At 70.1% G+C, this 20,951-nt stretch carries 23 protein-coding genes; 6 read left to right on the forward strand and 17 right to left on the reverse strand.

Annotated elements, in window-relative coordinates; genetic code table 11:
- Window positions 1-222: 222 nt before the first annotated feature.
- The 9 genes from M503_RS0114380 to M503_RS0114420 all read right to left on the reverse strand — a co-directional run bounded on the left by M503_RS0114380 (window position 223) and on the right by M503_RS0114420 (window position 7,435).
- Window positions 223-645, reverse strand: a complete 423-nt coding sequence (locus M503_RS0114380; protein ID WP_024869943.1) for a F0F1 ATP synthase subunit epsilon — start codon at window positions 643-645, stop codon at window positions 223-225.
- A 38-nt stretch (window positions 646-683) separates the two neighbouring features.
- Window positions 684-2,081: a F0F1 ATP synthase subunit beta gene (gene atpD, locus M503_RS0114385; protein ID WP_024869944.1), complete on the reverse strand. Its 1,398-nt coding sequence runs from the start codon at window positions 2,079-2,081 to the stop codon at window positions 684-686.
- A gap of 99 nt (window positions 2,082-2,180) precedes the next feature.
- Window positions 2,181-3,044 carry a F0F1 ATP synthase subunit gamma gene (gene atpG / locus M503_RS0114390; protein WP_024869945.1) on the reverse strand — a complete coding sequence of 288 codons (864 nt, stop codon included), beginning with the start codon at window positions 3,042-3,044 and terminating at the stop codon, window positions 2,181-2,183.
- 81 nt (window positions 3,045-3,125) lie between these two features.
- On the reverse strand, window positions 3,126-4,673 hold the full coding sequence (gene atpA / locus M503_RS0114395; RefSeq protein WP_028920149.1) for a F0F1 ATP synthase subunit alpha: 1,548 nt from the start codon (window positions 4,671-4,673) through the stop codon (window positions 3,126-3,128).
- A 70-nt stretch (window positions 4,674-4,743) separates the two neighbouring features.
- Window positions 4,744-5,271 (reverse strand): F0F1 ATP synthase subunit delta, encoded by a 528-nt coding sequence (locus M503_RS0114400; protein ID WP_024869947.1) that lies wholly within the window; start codon window positions 5,269-5,271, stop codon window positions 4,744-4,746.
- 4 nt (window positions 5,272-5,275) lie between these two features.
- Entirely contained in the window at window positions 5,276-5,746 is a 471-nt protein-coding gene (locus M503_RS0114405; protein ID WP_028920148.1) for a F0F1 ATP synthase subunit B, read from the reverse strand.
- Window positions 5,747-5,871: 125 nt separating this feature from the next.
- Complete coding sequence (gene atpE, locus M503_RS0114410) at window positions 5,872-6,153, reverse strand: F0F1 ATP synthase subunit C (RefSeq protein WP_013534007.1); 282 nt, start codon at window positions 6,151-6,153, stop codon at window positions 5,872-5,874.
- A gap of 67 nt (window positions 6,154-6,220) precedes the next feature.
- The gene (gene atpB / locus M503_RS0114415) at window positions 6,221-7,018 is read right to left on the reverse strand and encodes a F0F1 ATP synthase subunit A (RefSeq protein WP_024869949.1); all 798 of its coding nucleotides are present in this window, start codon (window positions 7,016-7,018) and stop codon (window positions 6,221-6,223) included.
- Window positions 7,019-7,066: 48 nt separating this feature from the next.
- A complete protein-coding gene (locus M503_RS0114420) occupies window positions 7,067-7,435 on the reverse strand; it encodes an ATP synthase subunit I (protein ID WP_024869950.1) in 369 nt (122 codons plus the stop codon).
- Between the two features lie 349 nt (window positions 7,436-7,784).
- Between M503_RS0114420 and M503_RS0114425 the strand changes: the two genes are divergently transcribed.
- A complete protein-coding gene (locus M503_RS0114425) occupies window positions 7,785-8,597 on the forward strand; it encodes a hypothetical protein (RefSeq protein ID WP_024869951.1) in 813 nt (270 codons plus the stop codon).
- A gap of 339 nt (window positions 8,598-8,936) precedes the next feature.
- Here the strand turns inward: M503_RS0114425 and lpdA are convergent, their stop codons facing one another.
- Complete coding sequence (gene lpdA, locus M503_RS0114430; RefSeq protein ID WP_081721071.1) at window positions 8,937-11,090, reverse strand: dihydrolipoyl dehydrogenase; 2,154 nt, start codon at window positions 11,088-11,090, stop codon at window positions 8,937-8,939.
- A gap of 10 nt (window positions 11,091-11,100) precedes the next feature.
- Complete coding sequence (locus M503_RS0114435) at window positions 11,101-12,516, reverse strand: dihydrolipoyllysine-residue acetyltransferase (protein WP_028920144.1); 1,416 nt, start codon at window positions 12,514-12,516, stop codon at window positions 11,101-11,103.
- Between the two features lie 434 nt (window positions 12,517-12,950).
- Here M503_RS0114435 and M503_RS0114440 point away from each other — a divergent pair, with 434 nt between their 5' ends.
- Complete coding sequence (locus M503_RS0114440; protein WP_028920143.1) at window positions 12,951-13,574, forward strand: OmpW/AlkL family protein; 624 nt, start codon at window positions 12,951-12,953, stop codon at window positions 13,572-13,574.
- 69 nt (window positions 13,575-13,643) lie between these two features.
- On the opposite strand, the gene M503_RS0114445 is transcribed toward M503_RS0114440, so the two are convergent.
- The 3 genes from M503_RS0114445 to M503_RS0114455 all read right to left on the reverse strand — a co-directional run bounded on the left by M503_RS0114445 (window position 13,644) and on the right by M503_RS0114455 (window position 16,021).
- Window positions 13,644-14,204 carry a hypothetical protein gene (locus tag M503_RS0114445; protein WP_028920142.1) on the reverse strand — a complete coding sequence of 187 codons (561 nt, stop codon included), beginning with the start codon at window positions 14,202-14,204 and terminating at the stop codon, window positions 13,644-13,646.
- 69 nt (window positions 14,205-14,273) lie between these two features.
- Window positions 14,274-15,170 (reverse strand): DMT family transporter, encoded by an 897-nt coding sequence (locus M503_RS0114450; RefSeq protein WP_028920141.1) that lies wholly within the window; start codon window positions 15,168-15,170, stop codon window positions 14,274-14,276.
- Between the two features lie 62 nt (window positions 15,171-15,232).
- A complete protein-coding gene (locus M503_RS0114455) occupies window positions 15,233-16,021 on the reverse strand; it encodes an AraC family transcriptional regulator (protein WP_028920140.1) in 789 nt (262 codons plus the stop codon).
- Between the two features lie 104 nt (window positions 16,022-16,125).
- Here M503_RS0114455 and M503_RS0114460 point away from each other — a divergent pair, with 104 nt between their 5' ends.
- The 4 genes from M503_RS0114460 to M503_RS0114475 all read left to right on the forward strand — a co-directional run bounded on the left by M503_RS0114460 (window position 16,126) and on the right by M503_RS0114475 (window position 18,405).
- The gene (locus M503_RS0114460) at window positions 16,126-16,800 is read left to right on the forward strand and encodes an HAD hydrolase-like protein (RefSeq protein WP_028920139.1); all 675 of its coding nucleotides are present in this window, start codon (window positions 16,126-16,128) and stop codon (window positions 16,798-16,800) included.
- Window positions 16,797-17,264: a GNAT family N-acetyltransferase gene (locus M503_RS16935; RefSeq protein WP_051414648.1), complete on the forward strand. Its 468-nt coding sequence runs from the start codon at window positions 16,797-16,799 to the stop codon at window positions 17,262-17,264. Before M503_RS0114460 ends, M503_RS16935 begins: the two co-directional genes overlap by 4 nt.
- Before the next feature lie 77 nt (window positions 17,265-17,341).
- Complete coding sequence (locus M503_RS0114470; RefSeq protein ID WP_024869960.1) at window positions 17,342-17,824, forward strand: YajQ family cyclic di-GMP-binding protein; 483 nt, start codon at window positions 17,342-17,344, stop codon at window positions 17,822-17,824.
- Window positions 17,824-18,405 (forward strand): DUF1415 domain-containing protein, encoded by a 582-nt coding sequence (locus M503_RS0114475; RefSeq protein ID WP_051414649.1) that lies wholly within the window; start codon window positions 17,824-17,826, stop codon window positions 18,403-18,405. The genes M503_RS0114470 and M503_RS0114475 overlap by 1 nt, the downstream gene beginning before the upstream one ends.
- Before the next feature lie 47 nt (window positions 18,406-18,452).
- Here the strand turns inward: M503_RS0114475 and M503_RS0114480 are convergent, their stop codons facing one another.
- Genes M503_RS0114480 through M503_RS0114490 form a run of 3 tightly spaced genes read right to left on the reverse strand, consistent with a single transcriptional unit; the run spans window position 18,453 to window position 20,916 of the window.
- On the reverse strand, window positions 18,453-19,139 hold the full coding sequence (locus M503_RS0114480; protein ID WP_037061561.1) for an HAD family hydrolase: 687 nt from the start codon (window positions 19,137-19,139) through the stop codon (window positions 18,453-18,455).
- 5 nt (window positions 19,140-19,144) lie between these two features.
- A complete protein-coding gene (locus tag M503_RS0114485; protein ID WP_028916770.1) occupies window positions 19,145-19,855 on the reverse strand; it encodes a pseudouridine synthase in 711 nt (236 codons plus the stop codon).
- Window positions 19,856-19,863: 8 nt separating this feature from the next.
- Window positions 19,864-20,916 carry a class I SAM-dependent methyltransferase gene (locus M503_RS0114490; RefSeq protein ID WP_028920136.1) on the reverse strand — a complete coding sequence of 351 codons (1,053 nt, stop codon included), beginning with the start codon at window positions 20,914-20,916 and terminating at the stop codon, window positions 19,864-19,866.
- Between the last annotated feature and the right edge of the window lie 35 nt (window positions 20,917-20,951).

Here is a 20,951-nt window from a genome sequence, read left to right on the forward strand (position 1 = left end):
CTGACAATGCGGCGAGGCAGCTGGCGCGTGGCGACGCGCCGCACGTCGCCAGCGCCCTCGTTCATTCCCGGCGCCCCCCGCGCTGCCGCGGCTCCCTCCGAAACCCGCACACCCAACGCTGTTGCTGTTGCTGTTGCGACCGGTGCTGTCCCAGAAACGCAGAACGCCGGCCCAGGGGCCGGCGTTCGCGGAACCATGCCCGGCCTGGGCCGGAACGGGTCGTCAGTGCTTGAGGTTGCGGCGCAGACGCTCGAGGGCCTGCAGCTGGGCGGTGACCTCGGCCAGGCGCTGCTGCGCCTCGGCCACGTCCATCGCCTCGCTGCGGCCGGCCAGCGCGCGCTCGGCCTCTTCCTTGGCCTTGCGCACCGACGCCTCGTCGATGTCCTCGGCGCGGATCGCGGTGTCGGCCAGCACCGTCACCACCTGCGGCTGCACCTCGAGGATGCCGCCGGAAATGGCGAAGTCCAGCTGCGAGCCGTCGGGCAGCGTCACCACCACCTTGCCCGGCTTCAGCCGCGTGATCAGCGGCGCGTGCCGCGGCGCGATGCCCAGCTCGCCCAGCTCGCCGGTGGCCACGACCAGGGTGGCCTCGCCGTGGAAGATCTCCTGCTCGGCGCTGACGATGTCGCAACGGATGGTGCTCATGCTGCCTCGCTGTGCTCAGTGTCCGGAGAAGATCGCACTCAGGCGATCTTCTTCGCCTTCTCGACGGCTTCCTCGATGGTGCCGACCATGTAGAAGGCCTGCTCCGGCAGGTGGTCGTACTCGCCGTCCACGATGCCCTTGAAGCCGCGGATGGTGTCCTTCAGCGACACGTACTTGCCCGGCGAACCGGTGAAGACTTCCGCCACGTGGAACGGCTGGCTGAAGAAGCGCTCGATCTTGCGGGCGCGCGACACGGCCAGCTTGTCCTCTTCCGACAGCTCGTCCATGCCCAGGATCGCGATGATGTCCTTCAGCTCCTTGTACTTCTGGAGCGTGGCCTGCACGCGGCGGGCGGTGTCGTAGTGCTCGTGGCCGATGACGTTCGGGTCCAGCTGGCGGCTGGTCGAGTCCAGCGGGTCGACGGCCGGGTAGATACCCAGCGCGGCGATGTTACGCGACAGCACGACGGTGGCGTCGAGGTGGGCGAAGGTGGTCGCCGGCGACGGGTCGGTCAGGTCGTCCGCGGGCACGTACACGGCCTGGATCGAGGTGATCGAACCGGTCTTGGTCGAGGTGATGCGCTCCTGCAGGACGCCCATTTCCTCGGCCAGGGTCGGCTGGTAGCCCACCGCCGACGGCATGCGGCCCAGCAGCGCCGACACTTCGGTACCGGCCAGCGTGTAGCGGTAGATGTTGTCGACGAACAGCAGCACGTCCTTGCCCTTGCCCGACTCGTCCTTCTCGTCGCGGAAGTACTCGGCCATGGTCAGGCCGGTCAGCGCGACGCGCAGGCGGTTGCCCGGCGGCTCGTTCATCTGGCCGTACACCATCGCCACCTTGTCGAGGACGTTGGAGTCCTTCATCTCGTGGTAGAAGTCGTTGCCCTCGCGGGTACGCTCGCCCACGCCGGCGAACACGGACAGGCCGCTGTGCGCCTTGGCGATGTTGTTGATCAGCTCCATCATGTTGACGGTCTTGCCGACGCCGGCGCCGCCGAACAGGCCGACCTTGCCGCCCTTGGCGAACGGGCACATCAGGTCGATGACCTTGATGCCGGTTTCCAGCAGCTCGGTGGCCGAGGACTGGTCCTCGTAGGACGGGGCGGCGCGGTGGATCTCCCAGTGGTCGGAAGCCTGCACCGGACCGGCCTCGTCGATCGCGTTGCCCAGCACGTCCATGATGCGGCCCAGGGTGCCGGCGCCGACCGGGACCGAGATCGCGCGGCCGGTGTTGGTGGCGACCAGGTTGCGCTTCAGGCCGTCGGTCGAACCCAGCGCGATGGTGCGGACCACGCCGTCGCCCAGCTGCTGCTGGACTTCGAGGGTGATGGCGGTGTTCTCGACCTTCAGCGCGTCGTACACCTTCGGCACTTCGGCACGCGGGAACTCGACGTCGACGACGGCGCCGATGATCTGAACGATCTTGCCCTGACTCATGGTGGTTTCCTCAGACTCTCTAAATTCTCGCGACCCGGGTCGCCGAAGGTTTTTCTTCCGGGCCCCGCGCGGCTGCGCGAGGCTCCCGATGGATTTGGATCAGACCGCCGCGGCGCCGCCCACGATCTCGGAGATTTCCTGGGTGATCGCGGCCTGGCGGGCCTTGTTGTAGACCAGGTTCAGCGTGCCGATCAGCTTGGTCGCGTTGTCGCTGGCGGCCTTCATCGCCACCATGCGCGCCGCGTGCTCCGAAGCGACGTTCTCCAGCACCGCCTGGTACACCAGCGACTCGATGTAGCGGGTGATCACGTGGTCCAGCACCGTGGCCGCGTCGGGCTCGTAGATGTAGTCCCAGTCGTGGTTCGGCACCCCGGCCTGCGCCGCCGGCAGCGGCAGCAGCTGGTCGAAGGTGGCCTTCTGGCTCATCGTGTTCACGAAGTGGTTGTAGACCACGTACACGCGGTCGACCTTGCCTTCGGTGTACGCGTCCAGCATCACCTTGATCACGCCGACCAGGTCGTCCAGGTGCGGGACGTCGCCCAGGTGGGAGACGCTGCCGACCATGTTCACCTTGATCCGGCGGAAGAAGGCCTGCGCCTTCTGGCCGATGGTGACCATGTCGACCTCGACGCCCTGGTCGTTGTGCTGGCGGATCTCGCCCAGCAGCTTGCGGAACAGGTTGTTGTTGAGGCCGCCGGCCAGCCCGCGGTCGGAGGACACGACGATGTAGCCGACGCGCTTGACCTGCTCGCGCTCGACCAGGAACGGGTGCTGGTAGTCGGTGCTGGCCTGGGCCAGGTGGCCGATGACCTGCTTCATCGCATGCGCGTACGGGCGCGAGGTCCGCATCCGGTCCTGCGCCTTGCGGATCTTGGAGGCCGAGACCATCTCCAGCGCGCGGGTCACCTTGCGGGTGTTCTGCACGCTCTTGATCTTGGTTTTGATTTCGCGTCCGCCAGCCATCTCTTCTTCCCGTGGGGCGGGCCCGGGGGCCCGCCGTTGGACTTGGTTGCGTCTACCCGGCGGGCATGCCCGCCGCGCGGCTTACCAGGTACCGGTCTGCTTGAACTCGGCGATGCCCTTCTTGAAGGCCGCCTCGATCTCGTCGTTCCAGGCGCCGGTGCTGTTGATCTTCTCGACCAGCTCGCCGGCGGTGTTGGCGAAGTGGGCGTGCAGGCCCTCCTCGAAGGCGCCGATCTTGTTCACCGGCACGTCGTCGAGGTAACCCTCGTTGACGGCGTAGATCGACAGCGCCTGGTTGGCGATCGACATCGGCAGGTACTGCTTCTGCTTCATCAGCTCGGTGACGCGCTGGCCGCGCTCCAGCTGCTTGCGGGTCGCTTCGTCCAGGTCCGAGGCGAACTGGGCGAACGCCGCCAGCTCGCGGTACTGCGCCAGCGAGATGCGGATGCCGCCGGACAGCTTCTTGATGATCTTGGTCTGGGCGGCGCCGCCGACGCGCGACACCGAGATACCGGCGTTCACGGCCGGGCGGATGCCGGCGTTGAACAGGTCGGTTTCCAGGAAGATCTGGCCGTCGGTGATCGAGATCACGTTGGTCGGCACGAACGCGGACACGTCGCCGGCCTGGGTCTCGATGATCGGCAGCGCGGTCAGCGAACCGGTCTGGCCCTTGACCTCGCCATTGGTGAACTTCTCGACGTACTCCTCGGACACGCGCGCGGCGCGCTCCAGCAGGCGCGAGTGCAGGTAGAACACGTCGCCCGGGTAGGCTTCGCGGCCCGGCGGGCGCTTCAGCAGCAGCGAGATCTGGCGGTAGGCGACGGCCTGCTTGGACAGGTCGTCGTACACGATCAGCGCGTCCTGGCCGCGGTCCATGAAGTACTCGCCCATGGTGCAGCCGGCGTAGGCCGAGATGTACTGCATGGCGGCCGACTCGGAGGCGGTGGCGGCGACGACCACGGTGTGGGCCAGCGCGCCGTTCTCCTCGAGCTTGCGCACGATGTTGGCGACGGTCGAGGCCTTCTGGCCGATCGCCACGTACACGCACTTGATGCCGGTGCCCTTCTGGTTGATCACCGCGTCGATCGCCATGGCGGTCTTGCCGGTCTGGCGGTCGCCGATGATCAGCTCGCGCTGGCCGCGGCCGATCGGGATCATCGCGTCGACCGACTTGTAGCCGGTCTGCACCGGCTGGTCGACCGACTTGCGCCAGATCACGCCCGGGGCGACGCGCTCGACCGGCGCGGTCAGCTTGGCGTTGATCGGGCCCTTGCCGTCGATCGGCTCGCCCAGGGCGTTGACCACGCGGCCCAGCAGCTCCGGACCGACCGGCACCTCGAGGATGCGGCCGGTGGTCTTGGCCACGTCGCCCTCGCGCAGGTGCTCGTAGTCGCCCAGGACCACGGCGCCGACCGAGTCGCGCTCCAGGTTCAGGGCCAGCGCGTAGGTGTTGCCCGGCAGCTCGATCATTTCGCCCTGCATCACGTCGGCCAGGCCGAAGATGCGCACGATGCCGTCGGCGACCGAGGTCACGGTGCCTTCGTTGCGGGCCTCGGCGGACAGCTTGACCTGCTCGATGCGGGTCTTGATCAGGTCGCTGATTTCGGAGGGGTTGAGCGTGGTAGCCATGTTGGTTTCCTTGGAGTCGCGCGCCCTGGCGGGTCTGCGACCTGAAAAGTGAACTGTCTGGAGCGGTCCGTCAGCCGGCCAGCGCCGTCTGCAGGCGCGCCAGCTTGCCCTTGAGCGAGCCGTCGATGACCACGTCGCCGGCGTCGATCACCGCGCCGCCGATCAGGCCGGCGTCCACCGCCGTCTGGATCTCCACGTCGCGGCCGAAACGGCGCTTGAGCGCCTCCCGGAGCTTGTCCAGCTCCTGCGCCGACAGCTCGGTGGCGGAGGTCACGGTGGCGCGGACCACGCGCTGGTCCTCGGCGCGCAGCTGCTCGAACAGCCCGGCGATCTCGGCCAGCAGCGGCAGGCGGCCGGCGTCGGCCAGCAGGGCCAGGAAGCGGGTGAACGCGGCGTCCGCGCCCTCCGGGGCCAGCAGCGCGACCGCCTGGTCGCTGCCCAGCTCCGGATTGAGCAGCAGACCGGCCACGCGCGGGTCGGCGGCGACCTGGGCGGAGAAGCCCAGGGCCTGCGACCACGCTTCCACGCGGCCTTCGTCGCGCGCGACCGCATGGGCGGCGCGGGCGTAGGGACGGGCAAGGGTGAGGGCCTGGCTCATGTCGTCAGATCTCGGCAGCCAGTTCGTCCAGCAGCGACTTGTGGACGTTGGCGTCGATCTCGCGACGCAGCAGCTTCTCGGCGCCGCTCACCACCAGCACGGAGACCTGCTTGCGCAGCTCCTCGCGGGCGCGGTTGGCGGACGCGTCGATCTCGGCCTGGGCGAGCGCCTTCTGGCGGTTGGCCTCGGCGATCGCTTCCTCGCGGGCCGCGTCGACGATCTGGTTGGCGCGCGCGTGGGCCTGGTCGATGATCTCGTTGGCCTTGACGCGGGCTTCCTTCAGCAGCTCGTTGACCTTGTCCTGCGCCTGCGCCAGGTCCTTCTGGCTGCGGTCGGCCGCGGCCAGGCCCTCGGCGATCTTCTGCTGGCGCTCCTCGATGGCCTTGAGCAGCGGCGGCCAGATCTTGGTGGCGATCAGCCAGATCAGCGCGGCAAAAGCCAGCGCCTGGGCGAAAAGGGTCAGATTGATGCTCATGGGTGCGCTCTGCCTGTGCTCAGGGCGCCTGCGGCCGCGATGGCCGCCAGGACGCCTGCTTGCTGCCGCCGCTCCGCGCTAGCGGGCGGCGGCAGAGCCGTAGGAATGCCGATCCGGACCGGCAATTACGGGGCCAGGCCGCCGACCAGGAACGGGCTGGCGAAGGCGAACAGCAGGCCGACGGCGACCGAGATGATGAACGCGGCGTCGATCAGGCCGGCAGTGATGAACATGCGGACCTGCAGCACCGGGATCAGTTCCGGCTGGCGGGCGGCCGACTCCAGGAACTTGCCGGCCATGATGGCCAGACCCAGGCCGGCGCCCAGCGCGGCCAGGCCGATCATGATGCCGATGGCCAGAACGGTCGAAGCCTGGACGGAAGCGAGGGCGGTCAGTGCGGTTTCCATGGTTTTCTCCGGAACGGATTGCTTGAGTGGTGAAGCGGTGGGAACGAAGGGTGGAACGCAGGGGAAATCAGTGGCTGTCTTCGGACAGGCTGAGGTACACGATCGACAGCATCATGAAGATGAACGCCTGCAGCGGGATCACCAGCAGGTGGAAGATCATCCAGCCGAAGCCGAAGGCCGCGCCGGCGAACATGCCGGCGATGCCGGCGCCGCCGAGCACCCAGATCAGCAGGAACACGATCTCGCCGCCGAACATGTTGCCGAACAGTCGCATCGCCAGCGAGATCGGCTTGCTGAGCCATTCGACGATGTTGAGGATGAGGTTGAACGGCATCATCCACTTGCCGAACGGCGCGGTCAGGAACTCGGCGGTGAAGTGGCCCAGGCCCTTGGCGCGCAGGGCGAAGAACAGCATCAGGAAGAACACGCTGAACGACATGCCGAGGGTGGCGTTGACGTCGGCGGTCGGCACCGGCTTCCAGTAGTGCACGCCCACCCACTCCAGCGGCTTGGCGATGAAGTCGGCCGGGACCATCTTGATGAGGTTCATCAACAGGATCCAGAAGAACAGGGTGATCGCGATCGGCGTCACCAGCTTGCTGGTCCCGTGGTAGGTGTCGCGGGCCTGGCGGTCGACGAATTCAAGGCAGATCTCGACGAAGGCCTGCCACTTGCCCGGCACGCCGGCGGTGGCCTTGCGGGTCGCCAGCCAGAACAGGAACACCATGAGCAGGCCCATGAGCACCGCGGTCACGAAGGTGTCCACGTTCAGCGTCCAGAAGCTGCCTTCGCCCAGGGGCTGGGTCAGGTTCTTCAGGTGGTGCTGGATGTAGCTGGTTGGGGTCAGTTCCGCCTCAGCCGACATGGGTCCGTTTTTCCTGTTCTAACAACCTGATTGATGAAGCGGTCAGCGTCAGCGGCGGACCGCCAGCGCGACCATCTGCGCCGCCAGTACCGCCGCAGCCGCGGCCAGCATCGGCAGCGGGTGCAGCCCCAGGGCGATCACGCCCAGCGACAGCGCCGCGACCAGGACCAGCCACTTGGCCAGCACCCCGGCCACCAGCCTGGCCAGCGCCGGGACCGCGGCATCCACGCCGCCCCCCAGTGCTATCCGGGCCGAAACCCATCCCGCCAGGACCACCGAGCCACCGCCCACGAGCGCGGCCGCGGCCCAGCCCTGCCCCTTCCAGAGGCATGCCAGCGCGACCAGCAGCGTCGCCACTACCTGCCAGGCGATCGCGCGGCCGGCCTGTCGCCGGCCTGCGGCAACGGAATTCAGCACGAGACGGTTACCTGCGGGAGTCGGCGGGAGGCCGGGCGCAAACGCGCCCTGTCGAGCCGCAAAAGTATAGCAGTGGGACATTTTCCGGGACAACCGCCGAAGGTCGCAGAACAGGCGTATGGAACTTCCGCGCGGCCGGCCGGTCGATCCCTGCAGGGACGGAGAACCTCGTCGGTCCAGTCCCTGCAGGCCCCGGACCCCACCCGGGGCCTTTTTATTTGCCGCTGCGGCCACGTTGGCTGCGCGATCGCCGGCGTTTTTCACCCGGCATCCATGCCGGCGTCACCAGCCATGGACCACCCGGCCGGAACCATGGAGGTCTCCACCCACCCAAGGACCTCCACGCCCCATGCGTTCCGCCGTCCTCGCCGTCCTGCCCTTCGCCCTGCTGGCCATCCCCGCCGCCCACGCCCAGGAAGCCGACCGCTTTACCCTGCGCCTGGGCGCGCTGAACGCCCATGCCGAGACCACCCTCTCCGCCTCGACCACCTACCAGGACCAGCCCTACCGCTTCTCCGAGACCTTCGACTTCGGCAGCGAGGAATGGGTGCCGCGCGTGGACGGCGTGTTCCGCATGGGCGACCGCCACCGCCTGGTCTTCGACTACTTCAACTACGACAAGAAGCGGCGCGAGACCCTCGGCGAGGACATCTCCTTCGACGACACCACCATTCCCGCCGGCAGCTATGCCGAGGCCGGACTCGACTTCCAGCTGGCGACCCTGGTCTACGACTTCGCCGTGGTCGAGAACGACAGCTTCAGCCTCGGCCTGCAGATCGGCGCCGAATGGGCCAAGGCCAAGGCCACCCTGGTGGCGGAAGCCGGCGACGACCGCTGGACCGACAGCGCCAGCGAGGACGGCTACGCCCCGGTCGTCGGCGTGCGCTTCACCGCCCGTCCCGGCGAGCGCTGGCTGCTCAACCTGCAGGGCCAGTACCTCGACGCCGACTGGGGCGACTTCAACGACTACGACGGCAGCATCACCCGCGCCAACGCCATCGCCGAGTACCGCTTCAATCCCAACTTCGGCCTGTTCGCCGGCTACGAATGGTACCGCCTGGACGTGAAGCGCAGCGTCAGCGGCGACGGCATCCGTGACGGCATCGCCGGCTGGGACCAGCGCTTCAAGGGCCCGGTGGTGGGCGTGACCCTGGCGTTCTGAGGCAGCACTCCTGACCCGCGTCGGCAGCCGTGCCAATGCAGGGCGCGCAGGTGCGCAGCTTCAGTAATCGCACCCCCCGTCCGCGGCACGCGCCTGCGACGCCCGCTGTCGAAAGGCTGGCTGCCGCGGCACGCCCCGGTGCGATGCCTGCCGACGCGAAGTAAAGGAGGAGGCCCCGGCCGCAGGCCGGAGCCGCGGGACATGAGTGGCGGCAGGTGTCCCACCGGGGGGCGCTCCAGCCACCGCTCCCCTCGCCCTGCCCATCAGACAATCCCGGCAGACCCAAAAACAAACCCCGGCAGTCGCCGGGGTTTCTCCATGCCGATCGCACGATCCCGCTTACTTCTTCTTCGGGATGTACAGGTCGGTGATCGTGCCTTCGTAGACCTCGGCGGCCATCGCCACCGTCTCGCCCAGCGTCGGGTGCGGATGCACGGTCGCGCCGATGTCGCCGGCCTCCGCGCCCATCTCGATCGCCAGCGCCAGCTCCGAGATCAGGTCGCCGGCATGCACGCCGACGATGCCCGCACCGATGATGCGATGCGTCGCCTCGTCGAAGATGAGCTTGGTGAAGCCCTCGGTGCGGCCGATGCCGATCGCGCGGCCGCTGGCCGCCCACGGGAACTTGCCCACGCCGACCTTCAGCCCCTTGGCCCTGGCTTCGGTCTCGGTGACGCCGACCCAGGCGATCTCCGGGCTGGTGTAGGCCACCGACGGGATCACCCGCGCCACCCACTCCTTCTTCTCGCCCGCGGCCACTTCCGCCGCCAGCTTGCCCTCGTGCGTGGCCTTGTGGGCCAGCATCGGGTTACCGACGATGTCGCCGATCGCGAAGATGTGCGGCACGTTGGTGCGCATCTGCCGGTCGACCGGGATGAAGCCGCGCTCGCTGACCTGCACGCCGGCCTTCTCGGCGTCGATCTTCTTCCCGTTCGGCGCGCGGCCGACGGCGACCAGCACGCGGTCCCAGGTACCCGATTCCAGCGCCGGCTTCTCGCCCTCGGTGGCCGACTCGAAGGTCACGGTGATGCCCTTCTTTTCGGCCTTCACCCCGGACGCCTTGGTCTTCAGGTGCACCGCGATGCCCTGCTTCTTCAGGCGGTCGGCCAGCGGCTTGACCAGGTCCTTGTCGGCGCCCGGCATCAGCTGGTCCATGAACTCGACCACGGTCACCTGCGCACCCAGGGCGCTGTACACGGTGGCCATCTCCAGGCCGATGATGCCGCCGCCGACGACCAGCAGCTTCTTCGGCACCTCGGCCAGTTCCAGCGCGTCGGTGGAATCCATGATCCGCGGGTCGTCCCACGGGAAGTTCGGCAGCTTCACCGCCTGCGAGCCGGCGGCGATGATGCACTGCTCGAAGCGCAGCAGCTGGGTCCTGCCGTCGTCGCCAACGATCTCCAGCTCGGTCGGCGAGACGAACTTCGCCACGCCCTGCACGGTCCGCACCTTGCGCTGCTTCGCCATGCCGGCCAGGCCCTTCGTCAGCTGGCCGACGACCTTTTCCTTGTACGTGCGCAGCTTGTCCAGGTGGATCTTCGGCGCCGGGAACTCGATGCCGCACTCGTCGGCATGCGCGGCTTCCTCGATGATCGCCGCCGAATGCAGCAGCGCCTTGGACGGGATGCAGCCGACGTTGAGGCACACGCCGCCGAGGCTGGCGTAGCGCTCGATCAGCACCGTATCCAGGCCCAGGTCGGCGGCGCGGAACGCGGCGGTGTAGCCCCCGGGACCGGCGCCGAGCACGACGATGCGGCACTCGATGTCCGCCGGCTTGCCGGTGGACAGCGCCGGCTTCGGCGCCGGCGGCTCGGCCGGGGCGCGGTGCGACGGCGTCACCGGCGGCTTGCTGCCCGGCGCGACCGGGGCCTGGGCGGCGGCAGCGCCGGTGCCTTCCAGCACCACGACCACGTCGCCCTCGGACAGGGTGTCGCCGACCTTGACCTTGACCTCCTTGACCACGCCATCGGCCGAAGACGGCACTTCCAGCGTCGCCTTGTCCGATTCCAGGGTGACCAGGCCCTGGTCCTTCTTCACCGTGTCGCCGACGGCGACCAGCACCTCGATCACCGGAACGTCGCTGTAGTCGCCGATGTCGGGGACCTTGACCTCGACCGGGCCGGCGCTGCCGACGGCAGCGGGTGCCGGCGCCGCGGCTGGCGCAGCGGCGGGCTCGGCCGCCCTGGCCGGCGCAGCCGGAGCCGCGGCGGACGCAGCAGCGGCCTTCGGCGCTTCGGCAGCGGCACCGGCGCCTTCGGCCTCCAGCACCACCACGACGCTGCCTTCGGACAGCTTGTCGCCGACCTTGACCTTCACTTCCTTGACCACGCCGTCGGCCGAGGACGGCACTTCCAGCGTCGCCTTGTCCGACTCCAGCGTGACCAGGCCTTGGTCCTTCTTCACCGTGTCGCCCACGGCCACCAGCACCTCGATGACCGGCACGTCGCTGTAGTCGCCGATGTCCGGGACCTTTACCTCGACAGTATTCGCCATGTCCGCCTCCTTACAGCAGCACGCGGCGCATGTCGGCGAGGACCTGCGACAGGTAGCTGGTGAAGCGTGCGGCGGCAGCGCCGTCGATCACGCGATGGTCATAGCTCAGCGACAGCGGCAGGGTCAGGCGCGGCTGGAACTGCTTGCCGTCCCACACCGGCTGGAAGCTGGACCTGGACACGCCGAGGATCGCCACTTCCGGCGCATTGATGATCGGGGTGAAGGCGGTGCCGCCGATGCCGCCCAGCGAGCTGATCGAGAAGCAGCCGCCCTGCATGTCCGCCGGGCCGAGCTTGCCCTCGCGCGCCTTCTTCGCCAGCTCGCCCATTTCCAGGGCGATCTGCAGCACGCCCTTGCGGTCGACGTCGCGGATCACCGGCACGACCAGGCCGTTCGGCGTGTCGGCGGCGAAGCCGATGTGGAAGTACTTCTTGAGCGTCAGGTTCTCGCCGCTCTCGTCCAGCGAGGCGTTGAACTCGGGGAACTGCTTCAGCGCGGCGACCGAGGCCTTCAGCAGGAAGGCCAGCATGGTCAGCTTGATGCCGGACCTGGCCTTCTCCTGCTCCTTGTTGAGCTGCACGCGCAGCTCTTCCAGGTCGGTGATGTCGGCCTGGTCGAACTGGGTGACGTGCGGGATCATCGCCCAGTTGCGGGCGAGGTTGGCGCCGGAGATCTTCTTGATCCGCGACAGCGGCTGGACCTCGGTCTCGCCGAACTTGCCGAAGTCCACCTTCGGCCACGGCAGCAGGTTGAGGCCGCCGCCACCCGCCACGGCGCCGGCCGGCGCCGACGGCGAAGCACCGCCGGCGAGCGCGGCCTTGACGTAGCGCTGCACGTCTTCCTTCGTGATCCGGCCGCCGCGTTCGCTGCCCTTGACCTGGAACAGGTCCACGCCCAGCTCGCGCGCGAACAGGCGCACCGCCGGCGAGGCGTAGGGCACCTTCTCCGGCAGCACGCTGTCGGCGTTGAACTCCACCGGCGGGGTGCGCGGCGGATTGGCTTCCGGATCGCTGCCGGTAGGCGTCGGCGCATTGGCCTGCGCGATCTCGCGCTGGGCCAGCTTGTCGGGGGCGGTCGACGGCGCCACCGGCTCGACCTTGGCCCCGGTCTCGGCGGTCTTCACCGGTGCGGCGGGCGCTTCGGCCTTGGCCGGCTCCGCCTTCGGCGCGGCCGGCGCGGCGTCGCCGGCCGTCTCGATCAGCGCCACGACGCTGCCCTCGGAGAGGGTGTCGCCGAGCTTGACCTTCAGTTCCTTGACCACGCCGGCGAACGGCGCGGGCACTTCCAGCGTGGCCTTGTCCGACTCCAGCGTCACCAGGCCCTGGTCCTTGGCGACGGTGTCGCCTGGGGCGACGAGCACTTCGATGACGGGGACGTCGCTGTAATCCCCGATGTCGGGGACGCGCGCTTCCTTGATTTCGGACATGCCAGGACTCCGGCGGTTATGCGTGGGGGAAAGACCCCTATTGTGTCCGGCCTCGCCCCACCCGCCAACCTCCCGCGGCAAGGGCCCGGATGTCCCATGAAGCCTGTCCCGGACAGGTTTCAGCGGTGACTGTCCGCATGGCGCGACAGCGTGTTTCAGTACGCATGCGCATGTTGGAGCGTGTGGCATTCCCGACCGCGCGCGCCGCATTTCACGGCGCATCGATGCCGCTCGGGGGCGCCGCCGCGATCACCAGCCGCTGAGCTGCATGAACCCCGTGGCGCCTCGCGACCACGCAACCGTGCGGCCTGCCGGCGTTTGCCTGAACCACCGCGACGACATGCGCCGGCGAGCCTGCGGAGGTTCATCCACGCGCCACTACGGTCGTGCGCGCCCACTCCAAGGGCAGCAGAACAACAACAGGAGACTCCCCCATGCGGTCCATTCGAATCCTCTCCCTGGCTTTGATCCCGGCGCTGGCGGCCGGCTCCGCCTTCGCCCAGGACACCAGCACCGACACCGCCTCCGGCAAGCGCTTCGCCGTCACCGGCGGCTTCGCCCACATGAACCCGTCCGACCCGGGCAACGGCCTGCGCGTCGACGGCAGCCCGGCGCCGACGCTGAGCGCCAGCTGGTACGCCAATGACAACCTCGCCGTCGAACTGTGGGGCGCGGCCGACAAGTTCGACCACCGCGTGCGCCAGGACGGCGTCGGCAAGCTGGGCACCGTGCAGCAGCAGCCGATCGCGCTGAGCGGCCAGTGGCACTTCGGCCAGGCCGACAGCGTGTTCCGCCCGTTCGTGGGCGTGGGCTACTACGAGTCCAACTTCAGCAACGAGGACATCGGCGGCGACGGCCCGCACGTGGGCCTGTCCAACGCCAGGGGCGCGATCGGCACGGTCGGCATGGACTTCAACATCAACCCGACCTGGTTCGCCCGCACCGACGTGCGCTACATGCACGGCCGCCCGGAGGTCCGCGTCGCCGGCGAAGGCACCGGCGAAAAGCTGGAGCTGGATCCGTGGACCGTGGGCGTCGGCATCGGCGCGCGCTTCTGACGTGACGGTTCCACCGGATGATGGCGAACGGGCCCCGCGGGGCCCGTTCGTTCATGCGCAGGAATGTCCTCAGCCCGGCGATCGGTCGTAGCCGCGGTGGCGTTCGAAGCGGCGCACGCGCCGGTACAGGCCCAGCGACTGTGCCGTCGCATAGCCCAGCAGCAGCGCGCCCATCGCCAGCAGGCCGGCGTGGCTGAGCCAGCTGCTGTCCGGCCAGCCCGCGCCGAAGCCGCTGTGCACGCCCTGCACCAGCCCCGCGCCGATCCGTACCGCCACCAGCAACACCAGGCCCAGCGCAAGGAAGCGGCTGGAGCGGTAGTACAGGCCCTGCGGGGTCGGTTCGAAACGGGTCAGCGCGTGGCCGAGCAGGCCCAGCAGCAGGCCCGCCGGATACGCCAGCGCCACGTAGGCCCAGGCCGATGGCCAGAAGTGCCCGGCCACCAGCACGAACAGCAGGAACAGCAGGCTCGAGCCCAGCGAGGACCACCACGCCAGCGCCAGCGCCCAGGTGCGCGCGCGCCGGCGCGAACCGGCCAGGCGCCAGCGCTGCCACAGCGACAGCGGCAGCAGCACCAGGAGCAGCGACAGCGCCAGCAGGATCGCCAGCGGCACGGCCAGCAGCAGGGGCATGGGGGCGTCCCGGAAGGCCAGCCTGCAGGCTAACCCACACCGGTGCGACGCCGCGTCACGCCGCGGTGGTCACGAATGATCGAGCGGCGCGCAGCGGGCGGCGCGGGTCACCCGCTCGCGGCGCAGCAGGTACAACCCGCTGGCGACGATGATCGCCGCACCGGCCCAGGTCCAGGCATCGGGCAGCGTGCGCCAAAGCAGCCAGTCCCAGCCGATCACCCAGACCAAGCCGGTGTACTCCAGCGGCGCGATCATCGACGCGTCGCCGCGCATGAACGCCGCGGTCAGCGCGATCTGGCCCAGCGCCCCGGCCAGGCCCATGCCCAGGATCAGCCAGCCATGTTCCAGGCACAGCGACACCCAGCCGGGAATCGCGGCGACGCCGGCGCCCACGGCCATGATCAGCAGGAACCACACCACCATCGACTGCGGCGTGTCGGTGCGGGTCAGCAGGCTCACCGTCACCGCGGCGACCGCGTAGGCGGTGGCCGCCAGCAGCACCATCAGGCCGGGGAACGAGACCAGCCCGTCGGTGCCCGGCCGCAGCACCACGATGACGCCGACCAGGCCGATGGCGATCGCGGTCCAGCGCCGTGGCCCGACATGTTCGCCCAGCACCGGTACCGACAGCGCCGCCACCAGCAGCGGCGCGACGAAATAGATCGTGTACGCGGTGGACAACGGCATCCGCTTCAGCGCGAAAACGAAGCAGCCGATCATCGCCATGCCCAGCACGCCGCGCAGCAGGTGCAGGCCCCAGCGCACCGGCACGATCGAGCGCGGCCCGGCGGTGGCCAGCACCCAGGCCAGCACGAAGGGCAGCGAGGCGGCGCCGCGCAGCAGGGTCACCTGCAGCGGCGGGTAGTGCGCCGACAGCAGCTTCATGCCCGCGTCCATCAGCGAGAAGCTGGCCACGGCGGCGATCATCCAGCCGGCGGCGGCCAGGTTCGAGCGGGGAGGCGTCATCCGCGCATTGTCCGCGGTTCCGCGGCGGCATGCGCGTGAGGGAAGTCGTGGTCGCCGGGACGCTATGGTCCGCGCGGACCTCCGAACATGGTCGGCGCCACGCCGAACATGCGCCGGCAGGTACGGGTGAGGTGGGCCTGGTCGGCGAAGCCCGAGCGCTGCGCCGCCTCGGTCCACGAACGGCCCGCCAGGCGCTCGGCTACCGCGCGGTTGAGGCGAGTCCACAGCACGTGGGTGCGGAACGGCACGCCGGTGTGCTGCACGAACAGGTGGCGGAAGCGGCTCGGCGACAGGTGCGCCACCGCGGCGGCGTCGGCCAGGGCCAGTGGACCGTCGGCGTTGCGCTCCAGCCATTCGAGGACGCGGCCGATGCGCGGATCCGGCGCATCGCCGCCGGGCAGCGCGCCAGTGAGAAGGTCGATGATGGCGCGCGCCGCCGTCTCCAGCGCGGATGCATCGGCCTGGCCGTGGGCCAGTCCGAGCAGGGCGTCGGCCTGTGCCAGCACTCGCGCATCCTCCAGCACCGCCACCGCGCCACTGCCATGCGCGGCCAGCAGCATGCGCCCGGCCATCGATTCGGGGGCGACGAACACCATCGCCACGTCGGCGCCCATGCCGTCGAAGGCGTGCACCAGGTCGGGCGGCACCAGCAGCAGGTGGCCGCCAGTCCAGGCGTCGCCGGCCTGCACGCGCGCCGGCCGCTGCGGCGACAGGACCAGCTGCAGCGCGTGGTGCGCGTGGGCGGGCACGTGACCGGTGCCGCGGCTGGTCCACAGGCTGCCGCCGCTCCACATCACCACGCGGCCACCGTCGGTGACCCCACGCCGCGCCTGCCCGTCGCCCCCTGCCACGCCTGCCCCCTTCCGATGCCGTCGCGGCGCATCCTAGCCCATCCGTTCAAGCAGGCATCCGCCCGCGTCCGGATGATGCGCTTCCCCCGGATCGCCCCTCCGCCATGAGCACTCCCACCCCGCCCGGCTCCTCCCCGCCCTGGGACCTGGTCGCCTTCGACTTCGACGGCACCCTGGTGGATTCGTTCGCGCTGTTCCTGGAAGTGCACAACGAACTGGCCGCCCGCCACGGCTTCGCCCGGATCGAACCGGAACAGGTCGAGGAACTGCGCCAGCTCGACGCACGCGGGCTGATCCGGCACCTCAAGGTGCCGGCGTGGCGGCTGCCGCTGATCGTGCACCAGGCGCGGCGGATCATGGCCCGGCGCCGCGCCTCGGTGGCGGCGTTCCCGGGCGTGCCCGAGGCCCTGCGCGAACTGCACGCCAGCGGCGTGCGCCTGGCCCTGCTGACCTCCAATTCGCGCGACACCTGCGAGCAGGTGCTGGGCCCGCGCGACTGGGCGCTGTTCGAGCAGGCCGTGTGCGGCGTTTCCCTGTTCGGCAAGGCGGCCAAGCTGTCGCGACTGGCGCGCCGCGCCGGCCTCGCCCCGCAGCGCGTGCTCTATGTGGGCGACCAGCTTGGCGACGGCGAGGCCGCGCACGCCGCCGGCATGGCCTTCGGCGCGGTGGGCTGGGGCTACATGCCGCTGGCCGCGCTGGAGGCCTGCGGCCCGCGCGTGCGCCTGCGCGCGCCGGCGGACATCGCGCGCCTGGCCGGCAACGCGGAGGCGCGGGCATGAACGCGCTGCCGCCGGGCTGGTCGATCCGTCCCGCCGTCGCCGCCGACATGCCGCGGCTGCGCGAGCTGATGCACGAACTGGGCACGCTGGAAGGGTCGGCCGCCGACATCCGCACCGACGTGGCCACCCTGGCCAGCGACTGCGCCGCCACGCCGCCGCGCTTCCACGCGCTGCTGGCCGAACATGCGGGCCGCACCTGTGGCTACGCCACGTACACCCTGGGCTATTCGATCTGGCGCGGGCAGAGCGTGATCCTGCTCGACGACCTGTTCGTGGTGCCGGAACACCGTTCGCGCGGCATCGGCCGCCTGCTGATGCAGGAACTGGCGGCGATCCGCGACCGCGACGGCCATGGTTTCGTCCGCTGGGGCGTGGAGCACGGCAACACCCGCGCGGTCGAGTTCTACCGCGCGCTCGGCGCACGCGTCGCCTACAAGGGCGTCTGCACTTGGGCCGCGGCGTGAAAGTGGCCGGTGCGCGGCGGCGGATGGGATAATGCCGCACGGCCCCGCGCCGTTCCCGTTCCCAACCGGTGCCCGACATGCCCTCCTTCGACATCGTCTCCGAAGTCGACCGCCACGAGCTGACCAACGCCGTCGACCAGGCCAGCCGCGAGCTGACCACCCGCTTCGACTTCAAGGGCGTGGACGCGAAGTTCGCCCTCGAAGACAACACCATCAGCCAGTCGGCGCCCAGCGACTTCCAGCTCAAGCAGATGACCGACATCCTCAAGCAGCGCCTCACCGCGCGCGGGATCGACATCCGCTGCCTGGAGTTCGGCGACATCGAGACCAACCTGGCCGGCGCCCGGCAGAAGGTAACGGTCAAGCAGGGCATCGAGCGCGAGACCGCGAAGAAGATCCAGGGCGCGCTGAAGGACGCCAAACTCAAGGTCGACAGCCAGATCAACGGCGACAAGCTGCGGGTCAACGGCAAGAAGCGCGACGACCTGCAGGAGGCCATCGCCCTGCTGCGCAAGGGCGACTTCGGCATCCCGCTGCAGTTCGAGAACTTCCGCGACTGATGGCCGGCTACGACGCGAACGCGCTGCCTCCCGGCGCCGGCGAAGTCCTCGAATCCACCCGCCGCTGGGTGGAGAAGGCGGTGATCGGCCTGAACCTGTGTCCGTTCGCCAAGTCGGTGTACGTGCGCGAGCAGGTGCGCTTCGAGTACAGCGACGCGACCACGCCGGAGCAGCTGCTGGAGCACCTTGGCGAGGAACTGCTGCGCCTGCGCGACACCCCGGCTTCGCACACCGACACCACCCTGCTGGTGCATCCGCACGTGCTGCAGGACTTCATGGACTACAACGATTTCCTCGATGAGGCCGACGCGCTGGTCGAGACGCTGGAACTGGACGGCATCCTGCAGGTCGCCAGCTTCCATCCGGACTACCAGTTCGCCGACAGCCGTCCGGACGACATCGAGAACTTCAGCAACCGCTCGCCCTACCCCACCCTGCACCTGCTGCGCGAGGAAAGCATCGATCGGGCGGTGGAGGCATACCCGGAGCCGGACCCGATCGTCGAGCGCAACTACGAGACCCTGCGCAGGCTCGGCCACGAGGGCTGGCGCAGGCTGTTCGAGGACGACGCGGCGTCCTGATCCAGGGCGCGAACGGTACCGCTGCGCGCCGATCCGGCGCGGCGGATTCAGGCTTCTTCCGCCAGCCGCGCTTCCAGCAGCCGCTGCGCCTCGGCCAGCGAGGCGACGATGCGGTGGCCCAGCGCGCGCACTTCCTCGTCCGGGGCCAGCATGTCCGGCACCTGCACCGGGGTCATGCCGGCGGCCAGCGCCGCACGCACGCCGGTGGGCGAATCCTCCAGCACCAAGCAGCGCGCCGGCTCCACGCCGAGCCGCTCGGCGGCCAGCAGGTACACGTCCGGCGCCGGCTTGGGCCGGGCCACGTCGCTGCTGGTGCAGACCGCGTCGAAGTAGTCCAGCAGCCCGGCCGCCCGGAGCTTGGCGATGGCCAGTGGCCGGCGCGTGGAGGTCGCCACCGCGCGCGGGATGCCGCGCGCGACCAGCAGCCGCAGCAGCTCGACGATGCCGGGCCGGTGGTCGATGCCGGCCGCGGCCACCGCGTCGTACAGCGCGCCGGAGCGGGCCAGCAGCGCATCGGCCGCGTCCTCGCCGACGCGCCCGGCCAGCATCGCCCGGCACACCGCCTCGCCCCTGCCGACCATCGCCAGCCACAGCGCGTCCGGCAGGTCGTGGCCCAGCTCGCGCGCGGCGCGGGCCATGCAGGCGTTGATCGCGCGCTCGCTGTCGAGCATCAGCCCGTCCATGTCGAACACCACCGCCTGCGGCGCGAACGGCAGCGGGGCGACGCCGGGCACCGGGCTCACGGCGTCGCCCCGGCGAACAGCCGCGCCACGTCGCCTTCGTCAAGCGCGCGCCACTGCCCTTCCGGCAGCCCGTCCAGGGCCAGCCCGCCGACCTGCGGTCGATGCAGCGCCTCGACGTGGTTGCCGGTCGCGGCGAACATGCGCCGCACCTGGTGGTAGCGGCCCTCGTGCAGGACCAGGCGCGCGCGGCGCGGGCCCAGCACTTCCAGTCCCGCCGGCAGCAGCGGCGTGCTTTCCGATTCCAGCATCAGCGTGCCGCTGGCGAACAGTTCGGCCTCGTCGCCGCGCAGGTCCCGCGCCAGGGTGGCTTCGTACACCTTGGGCAGGCGCGATTTCGGCGAGACGATCCGGTGCAGCAGCGCGCCGTCGTCGGTGAGCAGGAGCAGGCCGGTGGTGTCGCGGTCCAGGCGGCCGACCGTGGACAGCACCGGGTCGCGCAGGCGGAAGCGCGGCGGCAGCAGGTCGTAGACGATGCGGCCCTTGTCCTTGGTCGAGCAGGTGTAGCCGGCCGGCTTGTGCAGCATCACCACCAGGCCCGGTGGCGGGTCCAGCGGCTCGCCGTCCACGCGCACGTTGTCGTGGTCCAGCGGATCGTCCTGGTACAGCACCTCGCCGGCGGCGTCGGTGACGCGGCCTTCGCGGAACATCCAGGCCACTTCCTTGCGGCTGCCATAGCCGAGGTTGGCCAGGTGCTTCACCAGTTTCATCGACTTGCTCAACGCTGCGCTCCCTTCGTCGCCTCGATCACCTTGAATCCGCCGCCCTCGGCCAGCACCCGCGTCGCGTCGAAGGCCTGCACCAGCGTGGCCTCGTACGGCAGGTGGCGGTTGGCCACCATCAGCAGCCGTCCGCCCGGCCGCAGCGCCTGCGCGGCGACCTCGATGAAGCGTTGGCCCAGTTCGGGCCGGTCGCCGCGGTCGTGGGCGTGGAACGGCGGGTTGCTGACGATGAAGTCGTAACCGTCCGCGGGCAGGCCGGCGGTGACGTCGTGCCAGTGGAAGCCGAGCGCGACCCTGGTCGCGTGCGCGGCGAGGTTGCCGCGGGCCAGCTCCAGCGCGCGCGCCTCGGCCTCGTACAGGTCCAGCGCCTGCACCGCCGGCGCGCGGCCCAGGACCTCGTCGGAAAGGTAGCCCCAGCCTGCGCCCAGGTCGGCGCCGCGGCCGCGCAGGTCGGCCGGCAGGTGCGCCGCCAGCAGCGCCGAGGCCGGGTCGATGCGGTCCCAGGCGAACACGCCCGGACGGCTGGTATAGCGTCCGCCCAGGATCAGCCGCGGCGCATCGGCGACGCGCCAGCGCGCGGCCAGTTCCGCATCGCGCGGCCCGGCCAGCGGCGGCGTCCAGAACACGCGGCAGTGGAACTTGGTCAGCGTGCCGTCGACGCCGGCCAGCTGCTGCAGGTCCTTCTCACGCGAGCGCGCGCCCTCGTCGTTGGCGGCGGCGGCGACCACGCGCGCGCCCGGCGCCGCCAGGTCGACGGCGCGGGCCAGCAGCGCCTGCGCCTCCTCGCGCTGGCGCGGCGGCAGCACCAGCACCAGCGCGGCCTCGCCGGCGCCCTGCAGTTCCGGCTGCGCCTCCAGCCCGGCCTGGCGCAGGCCGTCGGCCAGCGGGCGGAAGCCCTGCTCGCAGCGCAGGTTGGCGAGCGGACGGCGGCGCAGCGGCCAGCCGTCGCGAGCGCGCAGGAAGGCGATCGCTCCCTGCGACGGCCACGGCAGCGCGCCACTGTCGAACGGCAGCAGCAGGGCCTTGAGGGGTTCGTCGTCGGCGGTCACGCGGCACGGCTGGGAGTCGGGGGGCGGCCATTATC

The organism is Pseudoxanthomonas suwonensis J47, from assembly GCF_000513955.1.
Classification (GTDB): domain Bacteria; phylum Pseudomonadota; class Gammaproteobacteria; order Xanthomonadales; family Xanthomonadaceae; genus Pseudoxanthomonas; species Pseudoxanthomonas suwonensis_C.

What these genes read in the sequence shown, in the direction of transcription:
- M503_RS0114405 (WP_028920148.1), bottom strand. Translation starts at nt 5,746, where the DNA reads ATGAGCATCAATCTGACCCTTTTCGCCCAGGCGCTGGCTTTTGCCGCG.
- lpdA (WP_081721071.1), bottom strand. Translation starts at nt 11,090, where the DNA reads ATGGCGAATACTGTCGAGGTAAAGGTCCCGGACATCGGCGACTACAGC.
- M503_RS0114445 (WP_028920142.1), bottom strand. Translation starts at nt 14,204, where the DNA reads ATGCCCCTGCTGCTGGCCGTGCCGCTGGCGATCCTGCTGGCGCTGTCG.
- M503_RS0114450 (WP_028920141.1), bottom strand. Translation starts at nt 15,170, where the DNA reads ATGACGCCTCCCCGCTCGAACCTGGCCGCCGCCGGCTGGATGATCGCC.
- M503_RS0114475 (WP_051414649.1), top strand. Translation starts at nt 17,824, where the DNA reads ATGGCCGGCTACGACGCGAACGCGCTGCCTCCCGGCGCCGGCGAAGTC.
- atpD (WP_024869944.1), bottom strand. Translation starts at nt 2,081, where the DNA reads ATGAGTCAGGGCAAGATCGTTCAGATCATCGGCGCCGTCGTCGACGTC.
- atpG (WP_024869945.1), bottom strand. Translation starts at nt 3,044, where the DNA reads ATGGCTGGCGGACGCGAAATCAAAACCAAGATCAAGAGCGTGCAGAAC.
- M503_RS0114485 (WP_028916770.1), bottom strand. Translation starts at nt 19,855, where the DNA reads ATGAAACTGGTGAAGCACCTGGCCAACCTCGGCTATGGCAGCCGCAAG.
- M503_RS0114460 (WP_028920139.1), top strand. Translation starts at nt 16,126, where the DNA reads ATGAGCACTCCCACCCCGCCCGGCTCCTCCCCGCCCTGGGACCTGGTC.
- M503_RS0114470 (WP_024869960.1), top strand. Translation starts at nt 17,342, where the DNA reads ATGCCCTCCTTCGACATCGTCTCCGAAGTCGACCGCCACGAGCTGACC.
- M503_RS0114440 (WP_028920143.1), top strand. Translation starts at nt 12,951, where the DNA reads ATGCGGTCCATTCGAATCCTCTCCCTGGCTTTGATCCCGGCGCTGGCG.
- atpE (WP_013534007.1), bottom strand. Translation starts at nt 6,153, where the DNA reads ATGGAAACCGCACTGACCGCCCTCGCTTCCGTCCAGGCTTCGACCGTT.
- atpB (WP_024869949.1), bottom strand. Translation starts at nt 7,018, where the DNA reads ATGTCGGCTGAGGCGGAACTGACCCCAACCAGCTACATCCAGCACCAC.
- M503_RS0114380 (WP_024869943.1), bottom strand. Translation starts at nt 645, where the DNA reads ATGAGCACCATCCGTTGCGACATCGTCAGCGCCGAGCAGGAGATCTTC.
- M503_RS0114435 (WP_028920144.1), bottom strand. Translation starts at nt 12,516, where the DNA reads ATGTCCGAAATCAAGGAAGCGCGCGTCCCCGACATCGGGGATTACAGC.
- M503_RS16935 (WP_051414648.1), top strand. Translation starts at nt 16,797, where the DNA reads ATGAACGCGCTGCCGCCGGGCTGGTCGATCCGTCCCGCCGTCGCCGCC.
- M503_RS0114400 (WP_024869947.1), bottom strand. Translation starts at nt 5,271, where the DNA reads ATGAGCCAGGCCCTCACCCTTGCCCGTCCCTACGCCCGCGCCGCCCAT.
- atpA (WP_028920149.1), bottom strand. Translation starts at nt 4,673, where the DNA reads ATGGCTACCACGCTCAACCCCTCCGAAATCAGCGACCTGATCAAGACC.
- M503_RS0114425 (WP_024869951.1), top strand. Translation starts at nt 7,785, where the DNA reads ATGCGTTCCGCCGTCCTCGCCGTCCTGCCCTTCGCCCTGCTGGCCATC.